The sequence below is a fragment of the Francisella adeliensis genome, from assembly GCF_003290445.1.
In the GTDB taxonomy this organism is placed as follows: Bacteria; Pseudomonadota; Gammaproteobacteria; order Francisellales; family Francisellaceae; genus Francisella; species Francisella adeliensis.
Map to the genome: position 1 here is coordinate 290111 of NZ_CP021781.1, position 22436 is coordinate 312546.

Here is a 22436-nt window from a genome sequence, read left to right on the forward strand (position 1 = left end):
GCGCAAAACTACAGGATGAGTGCTAATGGAAAATATTGAAAAATGTAGAAAAAATGCTAAAAAATATAAGTTTAGATTTCACTTGTATAAGTGGTTAGGCAATATTTATTTACTAGTGTTTTTGGTCTTTTTACTAAATTCAATGGTGATTTTTTGTGGACAAACTGCTCTTCAAGGAAGTTATGGTTCAACAGCATCAACTGTTTATAACTATCTTGGAAAATATAGTTATCCAGAATATGCTTATGGGTTTGATAAAAATGGTTTGATAATTATGCTGATTAGTTTTTTACCTGTATTATTTTTCGTTGTTCTTGAAAAAATTAATGGAAGTAAAATGCGTAGGCTTTTAGCAGAAATTGATATTCATGATCTTGAAGAGGAAAGAAAAAATCAGCAAGATCGTGATAGAGAAATGAGTCGACCATGTGATTAAGTTTTTTGATAATTTATCTAGTGTTAACTTTCAGGAGAAAAAATGCTTTCATTTCAAAAGCTTCTAAAAGCTGAGCAAATCAGCCAAGGCGACTTAACGACTCTTTTTAAACAAGCTGATAGCTATAAAGAAAAATTAGAAGATAGTCAGCCTATAACTGATATGCAGAGTAAAATTATGGCATCACTTTTTTTTGAGCCAAGTACTCGAACTAGGTTTTCTTTTGAATCTGCTATGAATAGACTTGGTGGAAGTGTGATTTCATTAGAGGGTGGAGGTTCAAGCTCAGTAGCTAAGGGTGAGACTCTAGAAGATACTGGTCAAGTAATGGATCAATATGCAGATATAATCGTAATGAGACATCCACAAGCCCATAGTGTTGAAGAGTTTGCTACACATGTAAAATCACCAGTTATTAATGCTGGAGATGGTGATAATGAACATCCAACACAATCACTGGTTGATTTGTATACTATTCATTCTGAAAAAGGTACATTAAAAAATCTCAAGATATGTTTCATTGGTGATTTAAAATATGGTCGTACGGTACATTCTTTAGTTAAGATACTTGCAAAGTATGACTGCTCATTTGAATTTATATCATCTGATTATTTGCGTATTCCAGATACTCTTAGAAAGTTTATAAATGACAATGGAAACTCATTTGAAGAACATCAAAAAGTAGAGTCTGAGGTACTTGATGATTTGGATGTGCTTTATGTAACAAGAGTACAAAAAGAAAGGTTTCCAAGTGAACAACTATATCTTGAGAATAAAGATTTGTGCTATTTAGATAAAGGTCATATATCAGCTACAAGTGATTTTATAATCTTACACCCACTACCAAGAGTAGATGAGATGGATAAATCTATTGATGATCTTGATTGTGCTAAATATTTTGATCAAGTAAAACTAAGTGTACCTATAAGAATGGCTTTGTTATACTGTTTGTCTAATTCTTGAAATATTTAATAAAATGAATAAAAAAGAAGATTTTATGTGGTCTCTCAGCCTTTATGGTACAGCTATAGGGGCAGGGGTTTTGTTTTTACCTATTCAAACAGGTATTTCGGGTATTATACCTGTAGCTATAATGCTGCTGTTTATATTTCCAATGGTTTTTCTATCGCATAGAGCATTATGCAGATTTGTGATTTCTAGTCCCAATGGTAGTCATGATATTACACATGTTGCAGATGAGTATTTTGGTAAAGTTGGAGGAGTTTTTTTTAATATTTTATATCTGTTGGCAATATTCCCAATACTTTTAGTCTATAGTGTTGGAATTACAAATACTCTACAAAGTTTCATCCAGTATCAGTTTTATTATGATATTCAGAATCGGTTTTTATTGAGTTTTTGTACAATCGCTTTTTTAGTTTTTATTATTAATTTTGGTCAAAATTTTATTATTCGAGTGATGAGCTTTTTGGTGTTTCCATTTATTCTATCGTTAATAGTTCTTTCATTATGGATGGTTCCACACTGGAGCTTTGATATTTTTAAAGATAGTTTTAAGCAGACTAGTTCAGCTTCGAGTGTAGTTATAGCAATATGGCTTATTATGCCAATACTTATATTTTCATTTAATCACTCGCCGATTATTTCATCTTTAGCTGTTTACACTAAAAATAAATACAAACAGAATGCTGACAAAGAAGCTTCAAAAATTATAGCAACTAGCAATATACTTATGATTGTTACAGTAGTTTTGTTTGTGGTTAGCTCTATGCTTGTTTTGACACCACAAGACCTGATGTCTGCTAAAGAGGAAAATGTATCAATTCTTTCGTATCTGGCAAATCATTTTGAAAATCATACACTAGAATACTTAGCACCAGTAGTTGCTTTAGTTGCTATGGGTAAATCTTTCTTTGGACATTATTTAGGCTCAAAAGAGGGTATCGATGGTATTGTTTGTAAGGTCTCCAAAAATAAAATAAAAGAAAGCTCAATTCGACCAATTACTCTTACTGTTGTTTTCTTAATGTGTTGGTTTACAGCGTACTTAAATCCTAATATTTTAGATATGATATCTAGTATCGGTGGGCTTGTATTAGCTATTATATTATTTATTATGCCGATATATAGTATCTACAAAATTAAAAATCTCGAAACCTATAAAAAACCAATAGCAGATATTTTTATCTTAGCTGTTGGATTTATTGCTCTTTCATCAGCTATCTATATGTTGTTTTAAGTAAAAATGAGACTTTTATATTTGATATGGCACTTCGATTATTACCCTAGTATCTCCTTCTTGACTTAAGCTTTTTAAAGCCCACTTTATAAGAAATACTCTTTGGTTGTGTAACATATTGTGCCAGAGCTTTCTATTTTGAACTTTAGGGAGCACTATCGTTGATAGCTCATGGTTATTACTATCAGAAGTTTTAATGTATTTGACAAAATAATAAACAAAAGATTCTATCTTGGGCTCTATGACCGTAAGTTCTTCATTTATATTTAGTTTTTGCCAATTGTCTTTAAGCTCTTCTGTTTCAGTCGGATCCATATTTATAGTTACTATATCAACATTGTTTGAAATTGATTTAGCAAATTCTATAGCTTTTACTGTTCCTTTATGAAGCGTTGATATTGGGACAATAATTTTGATACTATTTTGAGCCTCTAGATTTATACTTATAGGTTTAATAGTTTCAAGTTCAAGCCTCTTTTTAACTGAATTATAATGTGCATTTATGCGATAAAACATTAGCACTATTAGTGGAATGGCAATAACAACAATCCATGCACCCTCATTGAATTTTGATTCAGCAATAATCAAAACAGTAACAAAAGTGGCTATACAGCCAATTAGATTAATACCAGCTTTTAAGTACCATTTGGGAACTTTATCACGCTTTTTAAACCAAAAGACTAGTAGACCACTTTGACATAGAGTAAATGCTAGAAAAACCCCAATAGAATAGAGGGGTATCAGAGCACTTGTGTCTGCATCAAAAAGTAAAATTAAAGCCATAGCAAAGATAGCCAAAATCATAATACCATTTCTAAAGGCAAGCCTTTCATCTTTATTTTTAAATTGTGCTGGTAAGAAACCATCTTTACTCAAGATAGATGCTAAAATTGGAAATGCTGAGAAGGACGTGTTTGCTGCAATTATAAGTATAAGACAAGTGGCTAGCTGTAAAAAATAATAAGCTATACCTCCACCAAATATGTAGTGTCCTAGTTGAGACAAAGCACTTTGGTCTACAAGTGGTCTTATATCAATTTTATAAGAAAGATACCCAATACCAGTAAACATAACGATTAATGTAATAATAAGAGCCATAAGAGTAAGTATAGCGTTGCGTCTTCTATCTGGACGGAATAAAGACACGCCATTTGCTATTGCCTCTATTCCAGTCATGGCTGAACATCCTGAAGAAAATGCTCTTAAAATTAGAGTTAAAGTTAAAGCTTGGTTTACAACTACTAAATGGCTAGTTGTATTTGAGTAGTCAATAGGGTGTATATCTCCGATAACCAAATGATACGTTCCCATGACTAATAGTGTTAGAATAATTCCAACAAACGCATAGGTTGGCCAAACTAAAATTGTTGCGGTATCTTTTATTCCTCTTAGGTTTATCCACATCATTATCATTATAGCAATTATTGCCATTTCAACTCTATAGTCTATGAGTGAAGGTATTGCAGATGTAATTGCTAAAATTCCAGCGGAAACACTTACCGCGACTGTTAAAACATAATCAATCAGTAAAGCTCCAGCAGCAATTAGACCTAATGGTACTCCTAGATTTTCTTTGGCTACCATATATGCACCACCACCTTTCGGATAGGCGTTGATTGTTTGAATATAAGAGATTCCAACAATTACAATTAAAGCTAAAATGAATAGTGATATGTGAAATGAAAAGCTAAGAGCTGCTACACCTGCTACTGCTAGTGTTGCTAGTATTTCTCCAGTAGCATATGCAACAGATGATAGTGCATCAGAAGACAATATAGGTAAAGCAAATCTTTTTGGTAGTGTATATTCGTCCATATTTTTTTTTGAAATAGGATTGCCGAAAATTACATTCCAAAGCATAACTTGGTTGCCTTATTTAGTTTATAAAACCAGCAGATGATACTCTTGTTTTATGGGTTTAGCAAACTTTTTTATGACTATTTTAATCATCATCTTTAAAGATTGGGAGTTTTTTTGTATGTTTTAGTATAGGTTTGTTAATCAGTTGCATAGCCTCTTCAAGAGCTAAAGGTCTGGAGTAAAGATAGCCTTGCACATAGTCGCAGCCAAGTTCTTTTAATATATCTTCATGGATTTGATACTCAACTCCTTCTGCAACGGATTTAATCCCTAAAGATTTGGCAATACCAATTATCGCTTTAACTATAATTTGTTTTCTATCATCTTTATGAAGTGTTCTGATAAAAGTTTGGTCTATTTTGAGTGCATCAACATGATGATCTATTAAGCGATTGATTGAGGAATATTCAACACCAAAATCATCAATTGTTAGACTAATATTTTTTTCTTTTAATAGGTCTGAAATATAGTTGTTTTTCTTTAGGCTCATAATACGACCGAAAGCATCCTCGATAAGTTCAAGTTCAAACATGCTATTTGGTAAATCACTTTTATCTATAATTTTTACTACTTCAATTATATGATCTAAAAAATCTTTTACATATGGAGATATGTTTATAGAAATGCGTTTACCTTTTAAACCTGAACTTCCAACTTCTTCTATAACCTTTCTTACTGCATACAAATTAAGTTTTTCAGATAATCCTATTTTCCTAACATGGTTAACAAGATCTTGAGTGGTCGCATCGATATCATCTGGTAAATCAAACCTAAGAAGTGCTTCAAAACCATTTATATTATTCGTGGTTAAATCAATTTGGGGTTGGTAATGAAAGAAAAATAAATCTTTAGAAAACGCTTTTAAAATATATTTTTCTAATTTTTGTTCCGAAGTGAAGTTTTTTTCTAAGTCCTCTGAAAAAAATGAATAATTTGTTTTACTATTTTTTGATTTATATAGAGCTAGGTCGGCTTGCTTTAGTAGAGTATTTATTTTCATGCCACTTGAGTAGAGGGCTATACCAATACTTACTCCAGAGTGAAATGCTTTTCCTTTGAAAATATAGTTTTGATTACAGATATTATTGATTCTTTCAGCAATAGGTGCTACATCACGGGTACTCTTAATATTATTTGCTACGATAATAAATTCATCACCACCAAATCTAGCAACAATATCCGTTTTTTTATTAAGCGCTTAATTCTTTTAACTAGTTCTATAAGTACATGATCACCGTAATCATGACCATAAAAATCATTAATTTTTTTAAAATCGTTACAGTCGATCATAATTACGGCAAAGTCAGAAGTTGCATTATTAATGTAGATATTATTGACTTTATCGGTAAGATATTTGTTTAGATAGTTTCTGTTATATGTTTTAGATAGTGAATCAATATTTGCCATATCTTCAATCATTGAAACATTTTTAGATGATTCTAAGATAGATGCTACAACACAAAGAAGATCTGATAAATCATCTATATTATCCTGGTTATAATCAGTATCCCTATCAGATAAATAAAACATACCAATAGTTGAGTTGTTTGAGTTTTTAATCGGTAGAGCAAGATATGAGCCAAAATGCGACTCTTTTTTTAGTGTTTCATCACTATTTGAGTCATCTCGAATATTATTTATCATAGAAAAGTTTTCATTTTTTAAAATATGACCGAAAAGTACATCTAAGTTTCTAAGGATTAAACCGTGTTCAACACTTTCTTCAAAAAAATGCTTAGATTGTATGTCAGAGTTAATATTTAAGTTAGCATAGCTTTTTAAAAATGAGCCTTTTGTATCTTCATAGATAGGACCAATAAAGCCATATTTACTTTCTGTGATGCGAATCATAAAGTTAAGAATAGTTTCAAAAATTTCAGGTAGAGGGATTTTATTTATATACATATTTTGTATTTGAGATATAAGTTCTGTGGTATTTTCTTTTTTTGATTGCTTACTATAGTCTTTGATTGCAATTACGAAGCATAAATTTTCTTTGAAGATAATATCATTTGAATTTAGTTTGACTGAAATGATTTCTCCATTTTTTTTCAAGCCTTTTGTGAGTCCACTAGTACCTAATATTTTTCTGAAAGCTTTGCTATAATTGCTTGAAACTTTATTTTTCTTTTCTTTGATATGTTTATCAGGAATTAATTTTCCGATTTTTTTACCAATTATTTCATCAGGAGTATATTGGAAAAGTTCAATAGCTGCTGGATTTATATATTTTATAGTACCTTCATTATCAAAAATAATAATACTGTCATTAACTATGCTAAGGGCATTGTCAAGGTTTTCATGCGACGAGGTTAATTTTATATTATCTAAACTCTTCTTAGGCATTACCATTAGACCTTAATTAAATTAAGTTATGTAAGGAAGGTGTTAAATCAAATTATATATTATTAAATCATCGAGGGTAAGAAGTAATTTAATTAATTAACTAATTATGTGTTGACTAGATTTGACTTTTAGTGAAATAAGATATACATTACACTAACCCAAATGGGGGCGAATATGGTTTCGACATGAATGTCAAAGTCTTAGGTGCATGCCGAGGAAGTACAGTACCTCGCTAATAACAGTACAATGCCTATATAACTGGCAACAAAAAAGCAAACCGCGTAGCGGCTAACGACAACAGCTTTGCAGCTGTTGCTAAAGCTGCCTAGTCTAGCTTAATAACCTAGAAACGCACGGGTATGATGGGCTTTCTTATGAGGCTGTCTATACATCCGTTCATCTTTTACATAAGATGGTCATTTGCTTTAAGTCTGGAAGTAAATGACTGTACTAATCAGACTCGCTAACTTTTACCCTGACTAACTGGGGAAAAGCCAAGCTAAACACTAAATGAGTTGGTCTAAGCATGTAGATCCGAGGATGAAGAGTTTATGGACGCGGGTTCAAGTCCCGCCGCCTCCACCACAAAGCTATTTCAAGCAGTTTCATAAAGCCCCACAAACCCTTTAAAAACAATGATTATAGCCATTTTTATGGTTTTATACAGTCCCAATACATACCAATAAAGCCCTTGTAAATATACATACTATAATACATACTAGATACATAATCACTAAATGAGTATGTATTTATGGCTATTAAAATCACTGATAGTAAGGTAAAGAGCTTAAAATACAAAGATATAAAAAGTATGTCTTTAGGCGATAGATTAAACATAAAAATAGATAAAAACGATAATAAGTATTTTTTCTATCTATACACTATCAACGGCAAAAGAACTACTATAGGTATTGGAAGCTATCCCGCAATAAGTCTAAAACAGGCGAGAGATGAGGCGTTTAAATATAATCAGATGTTAGCAAGTGGTAAAGACCCGAAATTAGAAAAAGCTAAAGCAAAGTATCAAGATGGCAATATTTTTGAAATAGTCGGAAATAAAGCACTAGAAACTAAACACCCTAGCAAGCCACACGGTTGGAAAAGTGAAGAGGTTTATACTAGGAATTTATCTATATACAATAGATTTATACTACCAAGCTTAAAAACTTTTGATATAAAAGAAATTGAGCCATACCAAATAGCGGGGATACTAGAAGCTACTACACCTAGCTATCAAAGAAAAATCAAAAACTTACTAAATATTATTTTCAACTATGCAGTTGGTAAAGGTATTACTAGATACAACATTGCTAGAGATATACAAGCGGAAAAAGAAAGCCCTAAAGGTTTTGAATTTATACACCCGACAGAAGACAGATACAACTTTAGTAAATTACTAAATGATATTGATACCTACAAAGGACAATATAATACAGCCATAGCTTTAAAACTAGCCGTATTAGTCGGTTTTAGACCAAGTAATATAGTAGGTATGAAATGGGAAGACATACAAGAGGCTAATATAGATGGTAAAAAAATACCTTTTGTATTTATATCCGCTGATAATATGAAAATGAGTAGAGATTTTAGACAGCCATTAAGTAAACAGGCTTATAAATTACTAATGGAAATAAAAGAATATAACGGCGGTTTTGAGTATGTATTTCACTCATTAAGTAAGAAAAAGCATATTACTATTGAGAGCCTATCAAAGGCTTTGAGAGATACACTAGCCTACAATGGTACAGATAAACCAAAACAACATACACACGGCTTTAGAAAGTCAGTTAGAACATATATTAGCACTATCAGAAGTAAATATAACTGGAGTGATGACAGTATAAGAATGATATTAAGCCATAGTAAAGAAAATGCTATAGATAACATCTATGATAAAAACGATTTTATAGCAGAGCGTAGTCAGATGTTACAGCTATGGGCTGATTATGTAGATGATGTTAAAGCTAATAGTAATATTATCAATATGGATAATGTAAGTTAGATTTTAAAGGTTAGCATTGTCTAGGTTCACTACCGAAAGAACACCGCCCAAGTGTTTTGGCAATGCTTAATATTTTGGGGATACTTTGGGGGTATTGGTTTGTCAAATAACAAAGCTAAGTTTTTATTATCAAAGAAATATTTAAATGTTAAAGATATTAGAGAAGTTTTATTATTGCATGACATAGATTTAGATATTGAGCAAATTATAGATTGGATAGAACAAAGTCAAAAATCATATATAAAGCCAAGAGATTGGACTAGTTTAGATGTAAGTAATTTCTATCATACCGCTAAAGGTTTTCAACATTTAACGCTAACAGATATGCTAAATGAACAAAAGGATGATTTTTTAAAGGCAAATTATACTAAAGATGATGAAACTTTTAATAACAGTCATTTAGAGATAGCTTACATTTTCAAGATAGCTGATTATATAGCCAATGTTACTGAATATACAGAATGTCCCGAACACCTTAGAGAATATAGCTATAAAGATAATATTTATTTAGAAAAAAGAGTATCTACTTATGATGAGCTAGCTAGTATTTTTTATACAAAATCTAGTTTTATCAAAGAGTATTTAGATAGTTTACAAGACCACCAACCAAAGTCAGCTACTAATCAAGATGATAGCTATAAATATAGTGAAGCTTTGAACCCATACAATGATATCATCTGGGCTTTTGAAAATGAAAGTAAAGAGTACGAAAAGTACAAAAATACCATTACAAAAGAAGTTATTAGAGATGAGTTAAGAATTAATTATAAAAAGCTACTATCTAGCAATGAAAAAGCAGAGTTTGTAGCTGATTTAATAATGGAACACTATAATATACCTAAAGGTAATCGTAAGAAATAGGTTTTAACCTCCGAACTTTCAAAGCTATATATATCAATACTTTTAGCCATACTTCCGAACTATATTTTAATAAGCTTCCGATACTTCCAGAATATTTTACCCTTAATTTTAACCGTATCATTTATAGCAGATACCAACTAGAACCACTCAAAAAAAAGCGGTTTTAAAAGGTACTAATCTTTAGTTGCTGCAGCAATTAAAACTAAACATTAATTGATAACTAAAGGAAGAGGTTATAAAGATATGAAAATACTAAGACTACCACAAGTTATAGAGAAGACAGGAACATCAAAAACAACTATCTATAGATGGATAAATGCTAATCAATTCCCGAGACCAATCAATCTTACCCATGCTAGTGTAGGTTGGTTGGAAGCTGATATAAACGATTGGATACAGTCAAAAATAGAAGCGAGGGGGTAGACAATGAATACGAGTAAATTTAATGGTTTTGTATCAGATTTAGGGTACTCATTGCCTAATAACTTTAATTATAGCATAGGTATTGGCGAGCTTAAAAGGTTTAAAGATACTAATAAAAATAAACATAATGTAGATTTATGGCTACAGAATATTGATAATAATATCTTTGTCTTTGGCGATTGGAAAACAGGCGAGAAATACAATTATATAGATAATGACAATCAATATAATAGCTATGAGAAAAGAGCCTATAACAGCCAAGTATTGCAGCAACAAAAAAAAGCAGAGATGCAGAGCAAACAAGAGCTAGCAAGTAAGTTAGAGAGTTATTATTTATCACTATCAAATGCAGATGATAACCACCCGTATTTAGTCGCTAAAGGTATAAAAAGCCATGAAGCTATAAAACAGGATGGCAATAAACTTGTAATTCCTTGTATTGGTATTAATGAGCCTTTTAAGGCTAAGCTACAGAGTATACAAACTATATTGCCTAATGGCTTTAAACAATTCTATAAAGGTGCTAATGCTAAAGATAGTTTTTTAATACTAAATAAGTCTACTAATGAAAAGTTTATTTTTGTGGAGGGACTAGCAACTGGTTTAAGTGTTTTAAGGTTCGCACAAAGTCAAAAAGTAGACCGCTTATACAGTATAATAGTTTGTTTTAATTGTAATGGTTTAAAACCTATTGTTAGTTATTTTTATAGCTTATATCCTGAAGCTGAATTAGAAATATGGGCTGATAATGACAAAAGCGGGGTAGGGCTGAAAAAAGCTCAACAAGTTAAAGAAGTGTTTCCAAGTGTATATATCAATCCCCCACCGCTAACAGATGAGGAAAAACAAAACGGCTTGTCAGATTGGAATGACTATATACCGACTATAGGAGAGTTTTAGCAATGAGCAATATTTTAGAAATGCAAAAAGAAATAGCAGAGGTTAAGCCTTTACCATTGCCAAGCGATAAAAAACAGCTACCAAGGTTTAATATTGATTGTTTACCTAAAGTTATAGCTGATTATGTAAGTAGTTTAGCTAATGCACATCAACAGCCAATACAGTATATAGCTACATCTAGTTTAGTTAGTATAGCGGGATTGCTAGGAAATAAAGTTTGTTTAGATATTGATGATAGAAAAGCCTATCCTATTCTTTGGGGTATGCTAATAGGGGATAGTGGAACAGGGAAAACCCCTAGTATCAATGAACCTATGAAACCAATTAAAGAAATAGATAAACAGCTTTTAGATGATTATTTAAAAGACTATGCTAATTATCAAACAGCATTAGAGTTATACGAAATTGAGCTAAAGAAATTAAAGGCTAAGCTTAAAGATTGTAAAGATGAGCAAAAGCAAAGTATCAAAGGGGAAATAGAAGCATTTAAGAAGCTAAAACCAATAAAGCCATATTCTAGGGAAATATGTATAAATACAGCTACTAAAGAAGCCTTACTAAGTCAGTTAGCAGATGACAGCCCTAACGGTTTAATACTAGAAATTGATGAGTTGATGGACTTTATACAGTCAGTTATTAGAGCTGAAAAAATAGAAGACCATAAACTATATGTAGAGGCTTACAATAATGGAAGTTTCAAAAGCAAAACAATATCTAGGGGTACTCAATATATAGATAATGTAACAATATCTATTATTGGCGGGGTACAAACTCAAAGACTGATAGATTTTACTAACAAATATAATGGTAGTGGCTTACTAGCTAGGTTTCAATTAATCCCTATAGCTGAAAAATACCAAAGAGAATATAAAGAAGCTAAATTAAGTTTTGATATAAAAAGTAGCTATGAGAACCTACTAAACAGCTTAAAACAAATTCCACAAAGGTTTAATATAGTTGATAATGAAAAAGTCAAAACAGAGCCTAAAAAGTACAACTATACAAGTGAAGCCAAGAGATTATATATTGACTGGTTTAATAATATTGAAAAAGTAAAAAATGAGAGTGGGCAGAGTGATTTAATGATAGAGTATCTAGGTAAAGCTACTAATACTTTTCATGCTTTGGCTTTAATATATCATCTAGCAGATAATCAAGATAACTACAATATAAACAAAGAAGTAGTACAAAAAGTTATAGCTACCTTAGAGTATTTTTATGATTGTGCTGATTATCTCTATGGCTATAATTTCAACAAATCTTTAGATTTAGCTAAAAAGATAGTTGATATAAAATCTAAACTGAACAACAAAAAAGGCTTTAGTATTGGCGACATTACTAGACCAACTAGTTATAGAAAGCTAGATAAAGAACTAGTACAAGAGGCTTTAGATATACTAGAGCAATATCATCATATTATAAAAACTGATAAGAAAGGTACTAAATATTATAAATATCATTGGCTATAATATCTCTATTTTCTAATTTCTTAACACATCTAACACATTAACACATTAACACATTAACACATTAACACATTAACACATTAACACATCTACCCCTAACACCCTTATTTTAAAGGCTTTGGCGTGTGTTACACTCTTAACACATAAAAAAGCAGATATAACACAAAACTATAAAATGGTAAGGTTTAGACAAGGGTATAAATAGTTGTGTTATTAACTGTGTTAGCAGTTACCACAACTGAAGCCCTTATGTATCAACGCTTTTAGCTATGTTGTGTTAATTGTGTTGGTTGTGTTAAGAAAAATAAAAAAACACGATATCTACATCTAAAATTAGAGTATCATTACTCAATATAATTAAATGTTATAATTATATAAAAATAGATAATAATTGATGATATGAATAAGCTAACATCTAAACAATTAGAGTTTTGTAAGTATTATTTGCAAAGCGGTTGCATGACAGAGGCATATATACAAGCTTATGACACCGAAAACATGAAAGACCAAACAATACATAATGAAGCTAGTAAGCTACTCAAAAATGAGAAAGTAGCCGAGTTTATAGAGAGCGTACAAAAAAGAGAAATGCTAGGTACATTTAACACTAGACAAAAGTACTTAGATAAACTTGATGATATTATAGATAGTGATGATAGTAGCATGAGTGAAAAGATACAAGCTATTAATACAGTCGCTAAACTCAAACAATGGGATAAAAGAAAAGCAGGCTTACAAGTAGACTTTCAAGAGGAAAGCGATTTACTACAAAGAAGCCTAGCAACTGATATAGGTAGTTTTCATAGCTACCCTAGAAAAGATATATAAACACCATTATTTTACCATTAGCTTTATGGTAAGATTATAAGGGTAAAAATAATAAGATACATACTATATCAAAATATAGCAAAAAAAATCTATATAGCACGGTGGTTGTAGGCGATAGTTTATGTCCCGCCGCCGCTATTTCAAGCAGTTTCACAAAGTCCCGCAAACCCATTTAATCAAGGTTATGACTGTTTTTTTATACAACATACTATGCAATATACTACTAAAAATAGTGCAACAAATGATGCAACTACAAAAAAATATAAGAGTTGATTAACCTATATAAATTACTTAAAGACTAATTGCATATAATTTGTTACGATTAAAAACTAGTGTTTAAAGAATGATTTAAATGATTAAACTAATTTCAAGTTCAGATAATTGGGAAGTTTGTCAAATAGAGAAAAAAAGCATTTGGAGAGAACCAGAAGCTAAGCATTTTGATGGGTTTAATCTTTCCAAAAAGAAAGGTTTTTTCTCATCTGAAAACAAGAGGTATTTTAGGAGACAAGCTATAAGAGTGGTTACAATCAATGAAGATAATAGTAAATCTCTAGTAGGTACGGCAGGAGCTTCACTTGCAGGAGGCTTATTGCTTGGTGGTGTGGGTATGCTTGCAGGGGCTTTAGCTGGAGGTAAAAAAAAGACTATCAGAGTTGGTGTTGAATTTAATGATGGTAAAAAAATTGTTTTTGAAGAAAACTCAAAAGACCAACCGTTTATAGCTTTTTTAAAATTTGCAGAAGAAATACAAGCAACAAAAACTCTAGATTTTTAGGTATTAACAAATAAACTTCTTATTCTGAAGAGTTATAGTTGAATATTCGAGATTACCCTGTTTTTACACCTTATTTATAAGTTTCATGCTCATACCATCCTTCAACATAAGTACCTCTACTACCAGTTTCTTTTAGGTCGCATCCAAAATTTAATTTAGTTCCTTTAACAAGCCCTGAAACGCTTTTAGGTTTATCCCACATTATGTCAAGCTCTCCATTTCTTGATTTTATAGAGTTTAAACATTGACTCATTGAACTAAATTCACCGTATAAGTTTTCTTTAATTTTTTCTTTCTTATTAACTTTGCGATAATCACTTATACATCTTTTAATTTTGGCAGTACTATTCGATATATTAGAATAATTATTTTCTAAATCTTGCTTTGATGTTGGTAGTATTAATTTGTCGCCTTTATTTATTTTGTTTTTAACTATTTCTGGATAGTTATTCTTATTGATATTTATTATATTATTTGTTCTCTCAAAAATAGAGGTTTTTGGTATACTATTTTCTTTTCCTAGATTATAAAGGAAATCTCCATCTTTAACTGTATATGTACAAAATGAAAAAGCGAAGCTTGATTCTAGTAATACTAGACAAAATATTATCATTTTTTTCATATTATCGTTCAAAAAAATAAATAGACTTTAAACATAAACCATGGTGCTATTTAAATCAAGTATCCATATTAAAATTTTATTTTCCTTTACACTTTTATATTAAAAATCAACCAACCTAACAGCTGATATAATTACTAGTATTAAATTTGTTCTATTATTAATCTATGGCTACTAAACTAACATCTAAGTAATTAGAGTTTTGTAAGTATTATTTGCAAAGCGGTTGCATGACAGAGGCATAAGAGCAGGCTTACAAGTAGACTTTCAAGAGGAAAATTATTTAATACAAAGAAGACTAACAACTGATATAGGTAGCTTTCATAGCTACCCTAGAAAAGATATATAAATACCATTATTTTACCATTAGCTTTATGGTAAGATTATAGGGGTGAAAATAATAAGATACATACTAATATACATACTATATCAAAATATAGCAAAAGAAAGCTATATAGCACGGTGGTTGTAGGCGATAGTTTATGTCCCGCCGCCAAAAATTATTCAAATAAGTATGTAGTTTCATCACATACAAGGATTATTCCCCATGAACAAAACAAACTTTTCAGATCTTTCTTTATCGAAAGAAATGCTTCATAACCTTAATGAAATTGGCTATAAGCAAATGACTTCAGTACAAGCAAGCACACTGCCACATATATTAGAAGGTAGTGATGTGATTGCTCAAGCAAAAACAGGTAGTGGTAAGACAGCTGCTTTTGGTATTGGGCTTTTGGCTAAACTACAAGTTAAAAAATACCGTGTACAAACACTAGTTTTATGTCCAACAAGGGAGCTTGCTGATCAGGTAGCTAAAGAGCTGCGTGCCTTAGCTAGATTTACGCATAATATCAAAATTCTAACGCTTTGTGGTGGTGTGGCTTTTCGTCCACAAGAAGAATCTTTGCGTCATGAAGCTCACATAATAGTAGGTACACCAGGGCGAGTGCTAAAACACCTTGATAAAAACACTCTAAACTTAAAAGATGTCGATACTTTGGTTTTTGATGAAGCTGATAGAATGTTAGATATGGGCTTTATTGATGATATTGAGAAAGTTTTAACATACACTCCTAAAAATAGACAAACCCTACTTTTCTCAGCAACTTATACTGATGAAATCATTGCTATAAGCGATAAAGTTCAAAGCAATGCTATAAGTGTAAAAACTACAGATATAGAAGTTGCCAATAAAGTTACTGAAGTATTTTATGAAGTAAAGATTGCTAGCAAACTCAAAACTTTAATTAATGTACTTGGTACTTATCAGCCAGAAAATGTAATTATATTTACAAATACTAAAGTAGAAGCAAATGAGCTAGCACAAAGCTTAAAAAACCACAATATAGACACTTTAGCAACACATGGTGATCTTGAGCAGTATGAAAGAAATGATGTGCTTGTGCAATTTGCTAATAAAAGCTGTCGTGTACTTATTGCTACAGATGTTGCTGCTCGTGGATTAGATATCAAAGAGCTAGCAATGGTTATAAATTATGATATTCCTTATAATGAAGAAACTTATACTCACAGAATAGGCAGAACAGCTAGAGCTGGCGAGGAAGGTGTAGCTATATCTATCTATAATTCAAATAGATCTTTTAAAGCTCTTAATTATCAAAATGAAACACGTAGATATGAAGACTCAAGTGCTTTAGAAACTACTCCTGACTTTGCGATGAAGCCGATATATAAAACTCTTGTAATTGAAGCTGGTAAAAAAGATAAGCTCCGAGCAGGAGATATATTAGGTGCTTTGACTGGTGATGTTGGAATTGCAGGAAAAGCTATTGGTAAAATAGATATTTATGATAAACAAAGTTATGTAGCTATTGATCGAGCCTTAATTAATTCAGTTCATAAAAAACTTTCTAATGGTAAGATTAAGGGTAGAAAATTCCCTGTGTGGATTTTGAAATAGCTTAAAGCTGAATATTTTCAAAAATAATTATTTTACAAATCATCAAATTTTATAACTTTTACCGCTCTACCAAGTATTACAGCACTAGAAGGATATTTTATGTTTTCTTTGCCTTGGAAGTTTGAGTTGAGTGGCATTAGACAAAGTTTACCATCATTTTTGTATAGCAATTTGACTGTTGCTCCTTCAGAGTTTTGAGCAACTACAACTTTACCGATTAGACTATTTATATCAATTTGGTTTGGATCGACTATTATAGATTCGCCTTCTTGGAGTGAATACTTAAGGTATTTGTCTGTAAGTATTTGTCTATCTGAGTGATCAAAAGTCATACTTTTGCCTGTAATTTCGAGTAAATAACCATTTTTGGGAATTATATTTGCAGGTAGCTCCATATGTCCTATAGGATCTGTATCTGTGGAAGATTCTGTAAATTCACCTGCTTGAACATAGTCTAAAATTGGAACTTGTATAATTGGCGTGGTTGATTCTTGGATTACATTTTTCGTAAGATTTATCTGACCCAAAATACTCATTACTTGTTCGTGTCTACTCATAGTAGGACTTGAAATACCAGCTATCCAGTTGCGTATAGCTTTAGTGCTTATATTTAGCCTTTCAGCTAATGCTTTTTGTGTCATCCCAATAGATTTAAGTTTGGGCTTTAACTCGGTTGTATAATCAAACATCTTACAACTATAATTGATTGTTATAATATGTAATTATATATTATTATTTTTATTCTTAAACTCATAAAGTGGAATTTTTAGTTGTAAAGTGGCTGTTTGTATATTATATTTGTAGTTAATCGGAATATTTAGTTCCGATTTTAATAAAAAGGAAGTGTCTTATGTTTAGAAAAAGTATTTTAGTCGCAAATAATGAAATGAGACTTTTGTTGTCAGTAATTAAATCTAACTACATATCAGACAATAAAAATGCTCTTCAAGAAGTAAATAAGAATTGTGTAGCAAATCGTATTGATGATGAAAATATAAAATCATATGTGATTAATTGTTGGGATAACTTAGAGGATAAAATAGGTTTCGAAGTAACTTTACTAGAAAATAATTGTAAGAGAAGTATTATAAATCGTTTGTATAATAGATCTCGTGATTTGAATTTTGTGATAAAAACTAAATCAGATGTAGTTTCTAAAGAATTACAAGATAATATCAAAAAAACATCTAATATTAACATAATTATGAAAGAGTTTGTCTTATAGTGGTTTTATTATGACAGCTTTTAGAAAAACTATTTCACAGGGATTATAACTTCATTCTTGCGTAAGAAAGGTATTGTCCACGGTGGGTTATATCCAGCTGCTTGAGGCCTATCTATAATTTCAAGATTATTTGAAGCTATCCAGTTTTTTAATTTTTTTGTATTCACCTCAATCGACTGTTTATCCATATAACCATTAAATTCAATCACAGCTACTTTAGTTTTAGGTTTTTCGACTAATTTAACTTCTTTATTTGTTGGCTTAGGAGCATTTTCTAGTGTCATCTTAGCAGGCATTACAAAGGTTATTGTCCAAGAGTTATTTTGTTCATTATTCTTTATAAGAACTGGGGCTGTCATCTCGATATCTTGTGATTTTTGCTCAGTAATAACAGGAGCAGTCATTGAAATTTTTTGCTTAGAAATATTTGAGCCAGTAATATATTTAAACAGCTCTCTAAAACCTTTATTTATCGCTGACTTATAATCTTTACCTTCAATAGTCACTTGTGCTTCGACTACTGGTTCATAAACTCTTACTGAAAAATTATTGTCTTTTTTTATGTCTTGATATTTCGCTTGTGGGGTATTGTTTATACCAATTACGCTACAAGACGATAAGGCGATAGATAATCCTAGAGCAGATATTTTTTTAAACATAATGCTTAACCTTTAATGTTTGTTCTATACTTTTATTATATTCTCTAAAAGAGCATTGGGAGATTAAAGTTTTGTAAGGTTTATCAGATTAAATGGTATTATTTGTACAGTTCTAATTTAGATTAAAAGGTTTTATGTTTATGAAGCTATTTAAAACTGTTATTTTAGCTTTTGTTGTGATTGGTGTGAGCTATGCTGGAGATGAACAGACTATCAGGCTTATAATGCAAAGAGCTAAACTTATGGAAGGAATAGGAGTTTGTAAGTTAAAGCTTAACTCTTCCTTGTATGATGCTGAGCAGGAAGTAAAAGTTCTTCAAAATGCTGAAAGCATTGCAAAAAAATATAACTTAGGTTTAGATTCTTTACTTGTGTTTATTCAGCTGCAAATGGATCTTTCAAAACAAATTGAAAACTACTATGTGATAAATACATCAAAAGAAGAAGCTAATAAGCAAAGTGATAAATGTTTGTTGGAGTACAGAGATAAAATAAAAAGTATTGATATAAAGCTTTATCCGAGCATAGCTAAAAACTTAAGCTCTTTAGTTAAGGATAAAAACCTTCGATTAAATCTTTATGAGCTTTCACAAAAAAATAAAATTAAAGGTATTCCTGGTGAACCTGATTATTTGGGGTTGATTTCTTTGAGTATCAAGAATATTAAGAGTGTGTAGTTTTTTAAATCTCATAAACTTATTTACTATAGGCTTGGATTCAACTATTATATAGTTTCAATATTGATATTCTTTTAATAGTGAATCCTCAAATGAAAATAATGTTCTCCGCAGATGGTATTTCTAAAAGTGATTTAGAAAAAACAGCAACGATTTCAAAGCTGGTTGATTGTGTCAAAATAGGGCATATATTATGCTCAACGCTATCTTTTAAAGAGATTAATGAGCTTGTTGGTGACAAAGATATATTCTTGGATTTCAAACTTCATGATATTCCAAACACCGTCAAAACAGCTATTGAAAACTACTCAAAAGCTATTCCAAATTTTAAGTACTTTACATTCCACGGTACAGCAAGTGATGAGATGGTAAAAGCTGCATTAACTGCAGAAACAACGGCGATACCTTTAGCTGTTATCACTTTAAGTAGTGATGCTAACTTTAATAAAGCCGATAGTTTAGCTAAATTTGAAAGATGTGTGAAACTTGGAGTTACAGACTTTATTTGCCATCCTTATTTGGTTGCCGATGTTAAAGCTAAGTTTGGTGATAAAATAAAGCTATATGTCCCAGGTGTAAGGCTTGAGAGTGATTTTTCAGATGATCATTTTAATGCACTAACTCCTAAAAAAGCAAAAGAGTTAGGTGTTGAATACATTATTGTAGGTAGACCACTATTGCGCGCAGATAATATTTCAGAAAAGCTAAAAGAATTTGAGTATTAAGAAATATGAAAAACCAAAATCTTAAAGATGTAATTATTTCGCCACCTTTTGGTAAATATATCAAATTCAAAGAAAGTTCTAATGTTTATGGTTCCTTTACCGTAAATAGGCGTTGGGGACTTATTAAACAAGCTATTAAAACCATTCGTAAAGTAGAGAGAAATGCTTGGCGTAATAAAATTGGTTTGCGTAACCCAGGTTTAGCAAATATAAACCCACCTAAACGAGCTCAAGATATTATTTCTTTAGCTGCTTTAGAGGTGGCTGATTGGCATAGTTTTGCAGAGACGCTAAAAAGCCCTAAATTTTTTACTCATAAAAATATAGAAGTAAATATAGGTTGTCCAAATGCTGCTATAGTCGATTTTCCGATAGAATTAGCACCATTATTTGCAGATAAAAACATAATAGTTAAAGTACCGCCAACAATTGATATTAATGCTAAAATTAGAGAGTTTATCAAAGTGGGTATAACATCTTTTCATCTTTGTAATACTATCCCTACACCAAAAGGTGGTGTATCTGGTTACCCGTTGCATCAATATACTTTTCCAGCTATCAAAAAGGCTAGAGAGGAATTTGGCGATAGTATAACTATTGTAGGCGGTGGGGGGATCTATACCCTAGAAGATGCGAAGAAATACTTAGAAATTGGAGCAGACCACTTAGCTCTTAGTTCAATTATGTTTAACCCTGTCAAGGGTCGAAGACTCGTTAAGCAGATTATAGGTTTGATGAGTAGATAATTTTTTAGGGTTTTAATTGGTTTGATTTTTCCATGAATATAAGTTAAATTAAGCCTCACTATATAAAACTACACTAATAGTTCATGAAAAAAACTACCATTACACTCTTATTATCTTTAGCTTTTTTTTCACTATATGGTTCCGAGAATTCGAACGAAGAGCCTCCTCTTATTGAAAAAGTAAAAATTAAAAATGATATGGGCGCAATGAATTCTAGATTTGAGATCAAGTTTGCTGGGGTTAAAAAAGAAATAAAATCAAATAAAAGTGTAACAATATATAATTCTGAAAACAATACTCCTAGTGCCTGTCAGGAGAATAGATACAATGAGTTTACTTGTGAGGTAACTATGTATTATGATGGAATACCTAAAAAGTTTAAGTTTGAACCAACAAAAGAAGTTTATAAAATCTCTAGCCTTATTGAGAGTGAATCTTAATAAAGTAGAAGTCTGAAATAACGATAGAATTTATTAGAAATGGTTATTTGGCAAATTGCTCAGAAACAAATTCCCAGTTTACTATATCCCATAGAGACTCAACATACTTAGGTCTAGCATTACGGTAGTCTACATAGTAAGCATGCTCCCATACATCAAAAGTTAGTAAAGGCTTTTTGTTGTCTGTAAGTGGGCAACCAGCATTACTTGTAGTAGTAATTTCTAATTTGCCATGAGAGTTCTTAACTAACCATGCCCAACCAGAACCAAATGTAGTAACTGCAGCGTTTGAGAATTGTGCTTTAAACTCATCAATAGAGCCAAAAGTTTCAATTATAGCTGCCTTTAAAGCACTAGATGCTTCAGTTTTCTTTGGGGATAAGCAGTTCCAGTAGAAAGTATGGTTATAAACTTGAGCAGCATTGTTAAACATACCGCCACTAGTAGTTTTAATAACTTCTTCAAGGTTTTGGCCATCATGTTCAGTGCCTTCAACTAACTTATTTAAGTTAGTTACATAAGTTTGATGATGCTTTCCATAATGGTATTGGATAGTCTCTTTAGAGATTACAGGCTCTAGAGCATCTTCCGCATAAGGTAATTTTGGTAGTTCAAATTTCATAGTTAACTCCTTTTGATTAATTTAATCGTTTAATATTTAACTGTATTTAGTATAATATGCTATCATTTTTTTAGAGAAATTTCTAAGCTTAGTAAGCTTATTAGATTAATTTAACCAGTAAGGATATAGTTATGTACACAGCAGAAGAACAACAAGTCGTTGACAAGATACAAAAGCAAATCACAGAAAACGATATAATTTTATATATGAAAGGTACTCCAAATATGCCACAATGTGGTTTTTCTGCTCATGCATCTACTGCTGTTAGAGCATGTGGTAAGCCTTTTGCATTTGTTAATATTCTTGAAAACCCAGATATTCGAGCAATACTACCAAAAGTTGCTGAATGGCCTACATTTCCACAGTTATGGGTAAAAGGAGAGCTTATCGGCGGTTGTGATATAATTATGGAAATGAAAGAGTCTGGCGAGCTTCAAGAGACTATCAACACAGTGGAGTAGGCATTTATCCTAAATAATTAATTTTTAGTATATTTTAATATGCTATAATTTAAAAAATCTTCAGGGCAGGGCGTAATTCCCTACCGGCGGTAACTATCTTTAGAAGCCCGCGAGCGCTTTTTGAATTTTCAAAAAGGTCAGCAGATTTGGTGAGACTCCAAAGCCGACAGTTAAAGTCTGGATGAAAGAAGATGATTGAAACTCAAGTAAGTTAAATGATTGACAGTGATGTTAATTACTT

23 protein-coding genes, 1 other RNA gene, 1 pseudogene and 1 riboswitch are annotated in these 22436 nt (G+C 31.2%); of the genes and pseudogenes, 18 read left to right on the top strand and 7 right to left on the bottom strand.

From position 1 onward, the window contains the following. Positions 1-25: 25 nt before the first annotated feature. The 3 genes from CDH04_RS01445 to CDH04_RS01455 are packed head-to-tail and all read left to right on the top strand — an operon-like array spanning position 26 to position 2636. A complete protein-coding gene (locus tag CDH04_RS01445) occupies positions 26-436 on the top strand; it encodes a hypothetical protein (protein ID WP_112869337.1) in 411 nt (136 codons plus the stop codon). A gap of 42 nt (positions 437-478) precedes the next feature. Next, positions 479-1399, top strand: a complete 921-nt coding sequence (gene pyrB / locus CDH04_RS01450) for an aspartate carbamoyltransferase (RefSeq protein ID WP_112869338.1) — start codon at positions 479-481, stop codon at positions 1397-1399. Positions 1400-1412: 13 nt separating this feature from the next. Beyond that, positions 1413-2636 (top strand): aromatic amino acid transport family protein, encoded by a 1224-nt coding sequence (locus tag CDH04_RS01455; protein WP_112869339.1) that lies wholly within the window; start codon positions 1413-1415, stop codon positions 2634-2636. 15 nt (positions 2637-2651) lie between these two features. On the opposite strand, the gene CDH04_RS01460 is transcribed toward CDH04_RS01455, so the two are convergent. The 3 genes and pseudogenes from CDH04_RS01460 to CDH04_RS01470 all read right to left on the bottom strand — a co-directional run. After that, positions 2652-4496, bottom strand: coding sequence for an APC family permease (locus CDH04_RS01460; RefSeq protein ID WP_112869340.1), 1845 nt, complete (start codon positions 4494-4496; stop codon positions 2652-2654). A gap of 82 nt (positions 4497-4578) precedes the next feature. Beyond that, positions 4579-5496 carry an EAL domain-containing protein gene (locus tag CDH04_RS01465; protein ID WP_112869341.1) on the bottom strand — a complete coding sequence of 306 codons (918 nt, stop codon included), beginning with the start codon at positions 5494-5496 and terminating at the stop codon, positions 4579-4581. After that, positions 5479-6848: pseudogene (locus tag CDH04_RS01470) on the bottom strand (diguanylate cyclase domain-containing protein); the annotation flags it as partial. The gene CDH04_RS01465 and the pseudogene CDH04_RS01470, both read right to left, overlap by 18 nt. A gap of 158 nt (positions 6849-7006) precedes the next feature. Here CDH04_RS01470 and ssrA point away from each other — a divergent pair. The 8 genes from ssrA to CDH04_RS01510 all read left to right on the top strand — a co-directional run bounded on the left by ssrA (position 7007) and on the right by CDH04_RS01510 (position 14100). Beyond that, positions 7007-7427: a transfer-messenger RNA gene (gene ssrA, locus CDH04_RS01475) on the top strand. A gap of 166 nt (positions 7428-7593) precedes the next feature. Continuing rightward, positions 7594-8844, top strand: coding sequence for a tyrosine-type recombinase/integrase (locus CDH04_RS01480; RefSeq protein ID WP_112869343.1), 1251 nt, complete (start codon positions 7594-7596; stop codon positions 8842-8844). Positions 8845-8943: 99 nt separating this feature from the next. Continuing rightward, positions 8944-9705: a hypothetical protein gene (locus tag CDH04_RS01485; protein WP_162699176.1), complete on the top strand. Its 762-nt coding sequence runs from the start codon at positions 8944-8946 to the stop codon at positions 9703-9705. Positions 9706-9948: 243 nt separating this feature from the next. Continuing rightward, the gene (locus CDH04_RS01490) at positions 9949-10128 is read left to right on the top strand and encodes a helix-turn-helix transcriptional regulator (RefSeq protein ID WP_112869345.1); all 180 of its coding nucleotides are present in this window, start codon (positions 9949-9951) and stop codon (positions 10126-10128) included. A gap of 3 nt (positions 10129-10131) precedes the next feature. After that, on the top strand, positions 10132-11028 hold the full coding sequence (locus tag CDH04_RS01495) for a primase/helicase family protein (protein ID WP_112869346.1): 897 nt from the start codon (positions 10132-10134) through the stop codon (positions 11026-11028). A gap of 2 nt (positions 11029-11030) precedes the next feature. Beyond that, positions 11031-12497, top strand: coding sequence for a DUF3987 domain-containing protein (locus CDH04_RS01500; protein ID WP_112869347.1), 1467 nt, complete (start codon positions 11031-11033; stop codon positions 12495-12497). Between the two features lie 396 nt (positions 12498-12893). Then, positions 12894-13322, top strand: coding sequence for a terminase small subunit (locus tag CDH04_RS01505; RefSeq protein ID WP_112869348.1), 429 nt, complete (start codon positions 12894-12896; stop codon positions 13320-13322). A gap of 352 nt (positions 13323-13674) precedes the next feature. Then, entirely contained in the window at positions 13675-14100 is a 426-nt protein-coding gene (locus CDH04_RS01510; protein WP_112869349.1) for a hypothetical protein, read from the top strand. 70 nt (positions 14101-14170) lie between these two features. On the opposite strand, the gene CDH04_RS01515 is transcribed toward CDH04_RS01510, so the two are convergent. Further along, positions 14171-14722, bottom strand: coding sequence for a hypothetical protein (locus CDH04_RS01515; protein ID WP_112869350.1), 552 nt, complete (start codon positions 14720-14722; stop codon positions 14171-14173). Between the two features lie 544 nt (positions 14723-15266). On the opposite strand from CDH04_RS01515, the gene dbpA reads away from it, so the two are divergent. Beyond that, the gene (gene dbpA, locus CDH04_RS01525; protein ID WP_112869351.1) at positions 15267-16640 is read left to right on the top strand and encodes an ATP-dependent RNA helicase DbpA; all 1374 of its coding nucleotides are present in this window, start codon (positions 15267-15269) and stop codon (positions 16638-16640) included. A gap of 32 nt (positions 16641-16672) precedes the next feature. Here dbpA and CDH04_RS01530 read toward each other — a convergent pair whose 3' ends face one another. Next, positions 16673-17329: a LexA family protein gene (locus CDH04_RS01530; RefSeq protein WP_112869352.1), complete on the bottom strand. Its 657-nt coding sequence runs from the start codon at positions 17327-17329 to the stop codon at positions 16673-16675. A 161-nt stretch (positions 17330-17490) separates the two neighbouring features. Between CDH04_RS01530 and CDH04_RS01535 the strand changes: the two genes are divergently transcribed. Next, entirely contained in the window at positions 17491-17865 is a 375-nt protein-coding gene (locus tag CDH04_RS01535; protein WP_112869353.1) for a normocyte binding protein 2b, read from the top strand. 29 nt (positions 17866-17894) lie between these two features. On the opposite strand, the gene CDH04_RS01540 is transcribed toward CDH04_RS01535, so the two are convergent. Then, a complete protein-coding gene (locus CDH04_RS01540; protein WP_112869354.1) occupies positions 17895-18524 on the bottom strand; it encodes an SOUL family heme-binding protein in 630 nt (209 codons plus the stop codon). Positions 18525-18664: 140 nt separating this feature from the next. Here CDH04_RS01540 and CDH04_RS01545 point away from each other — a divergent pair, with 140 nt between their 5' ends. From CDH04_RS01545 to CDH04_RS01560, 4 genes are all read left to right on the top strand, one after another. Continuing rightward, the gene (locus CDH04_RS01545) at positions 18665-19201 is read left to right on the top strand and encodes a chorismate mutase (RefSeq protein WP_112869355.1); all 537 of its coding nucleotides are present in this window, start codon (positions 18665-18667) and stop codon (positions 19199-19201) included. A gap of 92 nt (positions 19202-19293) precedes the next feature. After that, positions 19294-19926 carry an orotidine-5'-phosphate decarboxylase gene (pyrF, locus tag CDH04_RS01550; protein ID WP_174208879.1) on the top strand — a complete coding sequence of 211 codons (633 nt, stop codon included), beginning with the start codon at positions 19294-19296 and terminating at the stop codon, positions 19924-19926. 5 nt (positions 19927-19931) lie between these two features. Continuing rightward, positions 19932-20672 carry a diguanylate cyclase gene (locus CDH04_RS01555; protein ID WP_112869357.1) on the top strand — a complete coding sequence of 247 codons (741 nt, stop codon included), beginning with the start codon at positions 19932-19934 and terminating at the stop codon, positions 20670-20672. A gap of 83 nt (positions 20673-20755) precedes the next feature. Beyond that, complete coding sequence (locus CDH04_RS01560; RefSeq protein ID WP_112869358.1) at positions 20756-21112, top strand: hypothetical protein; 357 nt, start codon at positions 20756-20758, stop codon at positions 21110-21112. A 43-nt stretch (positions 21113-21155) separates the two neighbouring features. Here the strand turns inward: CDH04_RS01560 and CDH04_RS01565 are convergent, their stop codons facing one another. Beyond that, positions 21156-21734, bottom strand: a complete 579-nt coding sequence (locus CDH04_RS01565) for a superoxide dismutase (RefSeq protein WP_112869359.1) — start codon at positions 21732-21734, stop codon at positions 21156-21158. A 131-nt stretch (positions 21735-21865) separates the two neighbouring features. Here CDH04_RS01565 and grxD point away from each other — a divergent pair, with 131 nt between their 5' ends. Beyond that, positions 21866-22195, top strand: a complete 330-nt coding sequence (gene grxD / locus CDH04_RS01570) for a Grx4 family monothiol glutaredoxin (protein WP_112869360.1) — start codon at positions 21866-21868, stop codon at positions 22193-22195. A gap of 52 nt (positions 22196-22247) precedes the next feature. Beyond that, positions 22248-22392, top strand: a riboswitch (FMN riboswitch). Positions 22393-22436 lie beyond the last annotated feature (44 nt).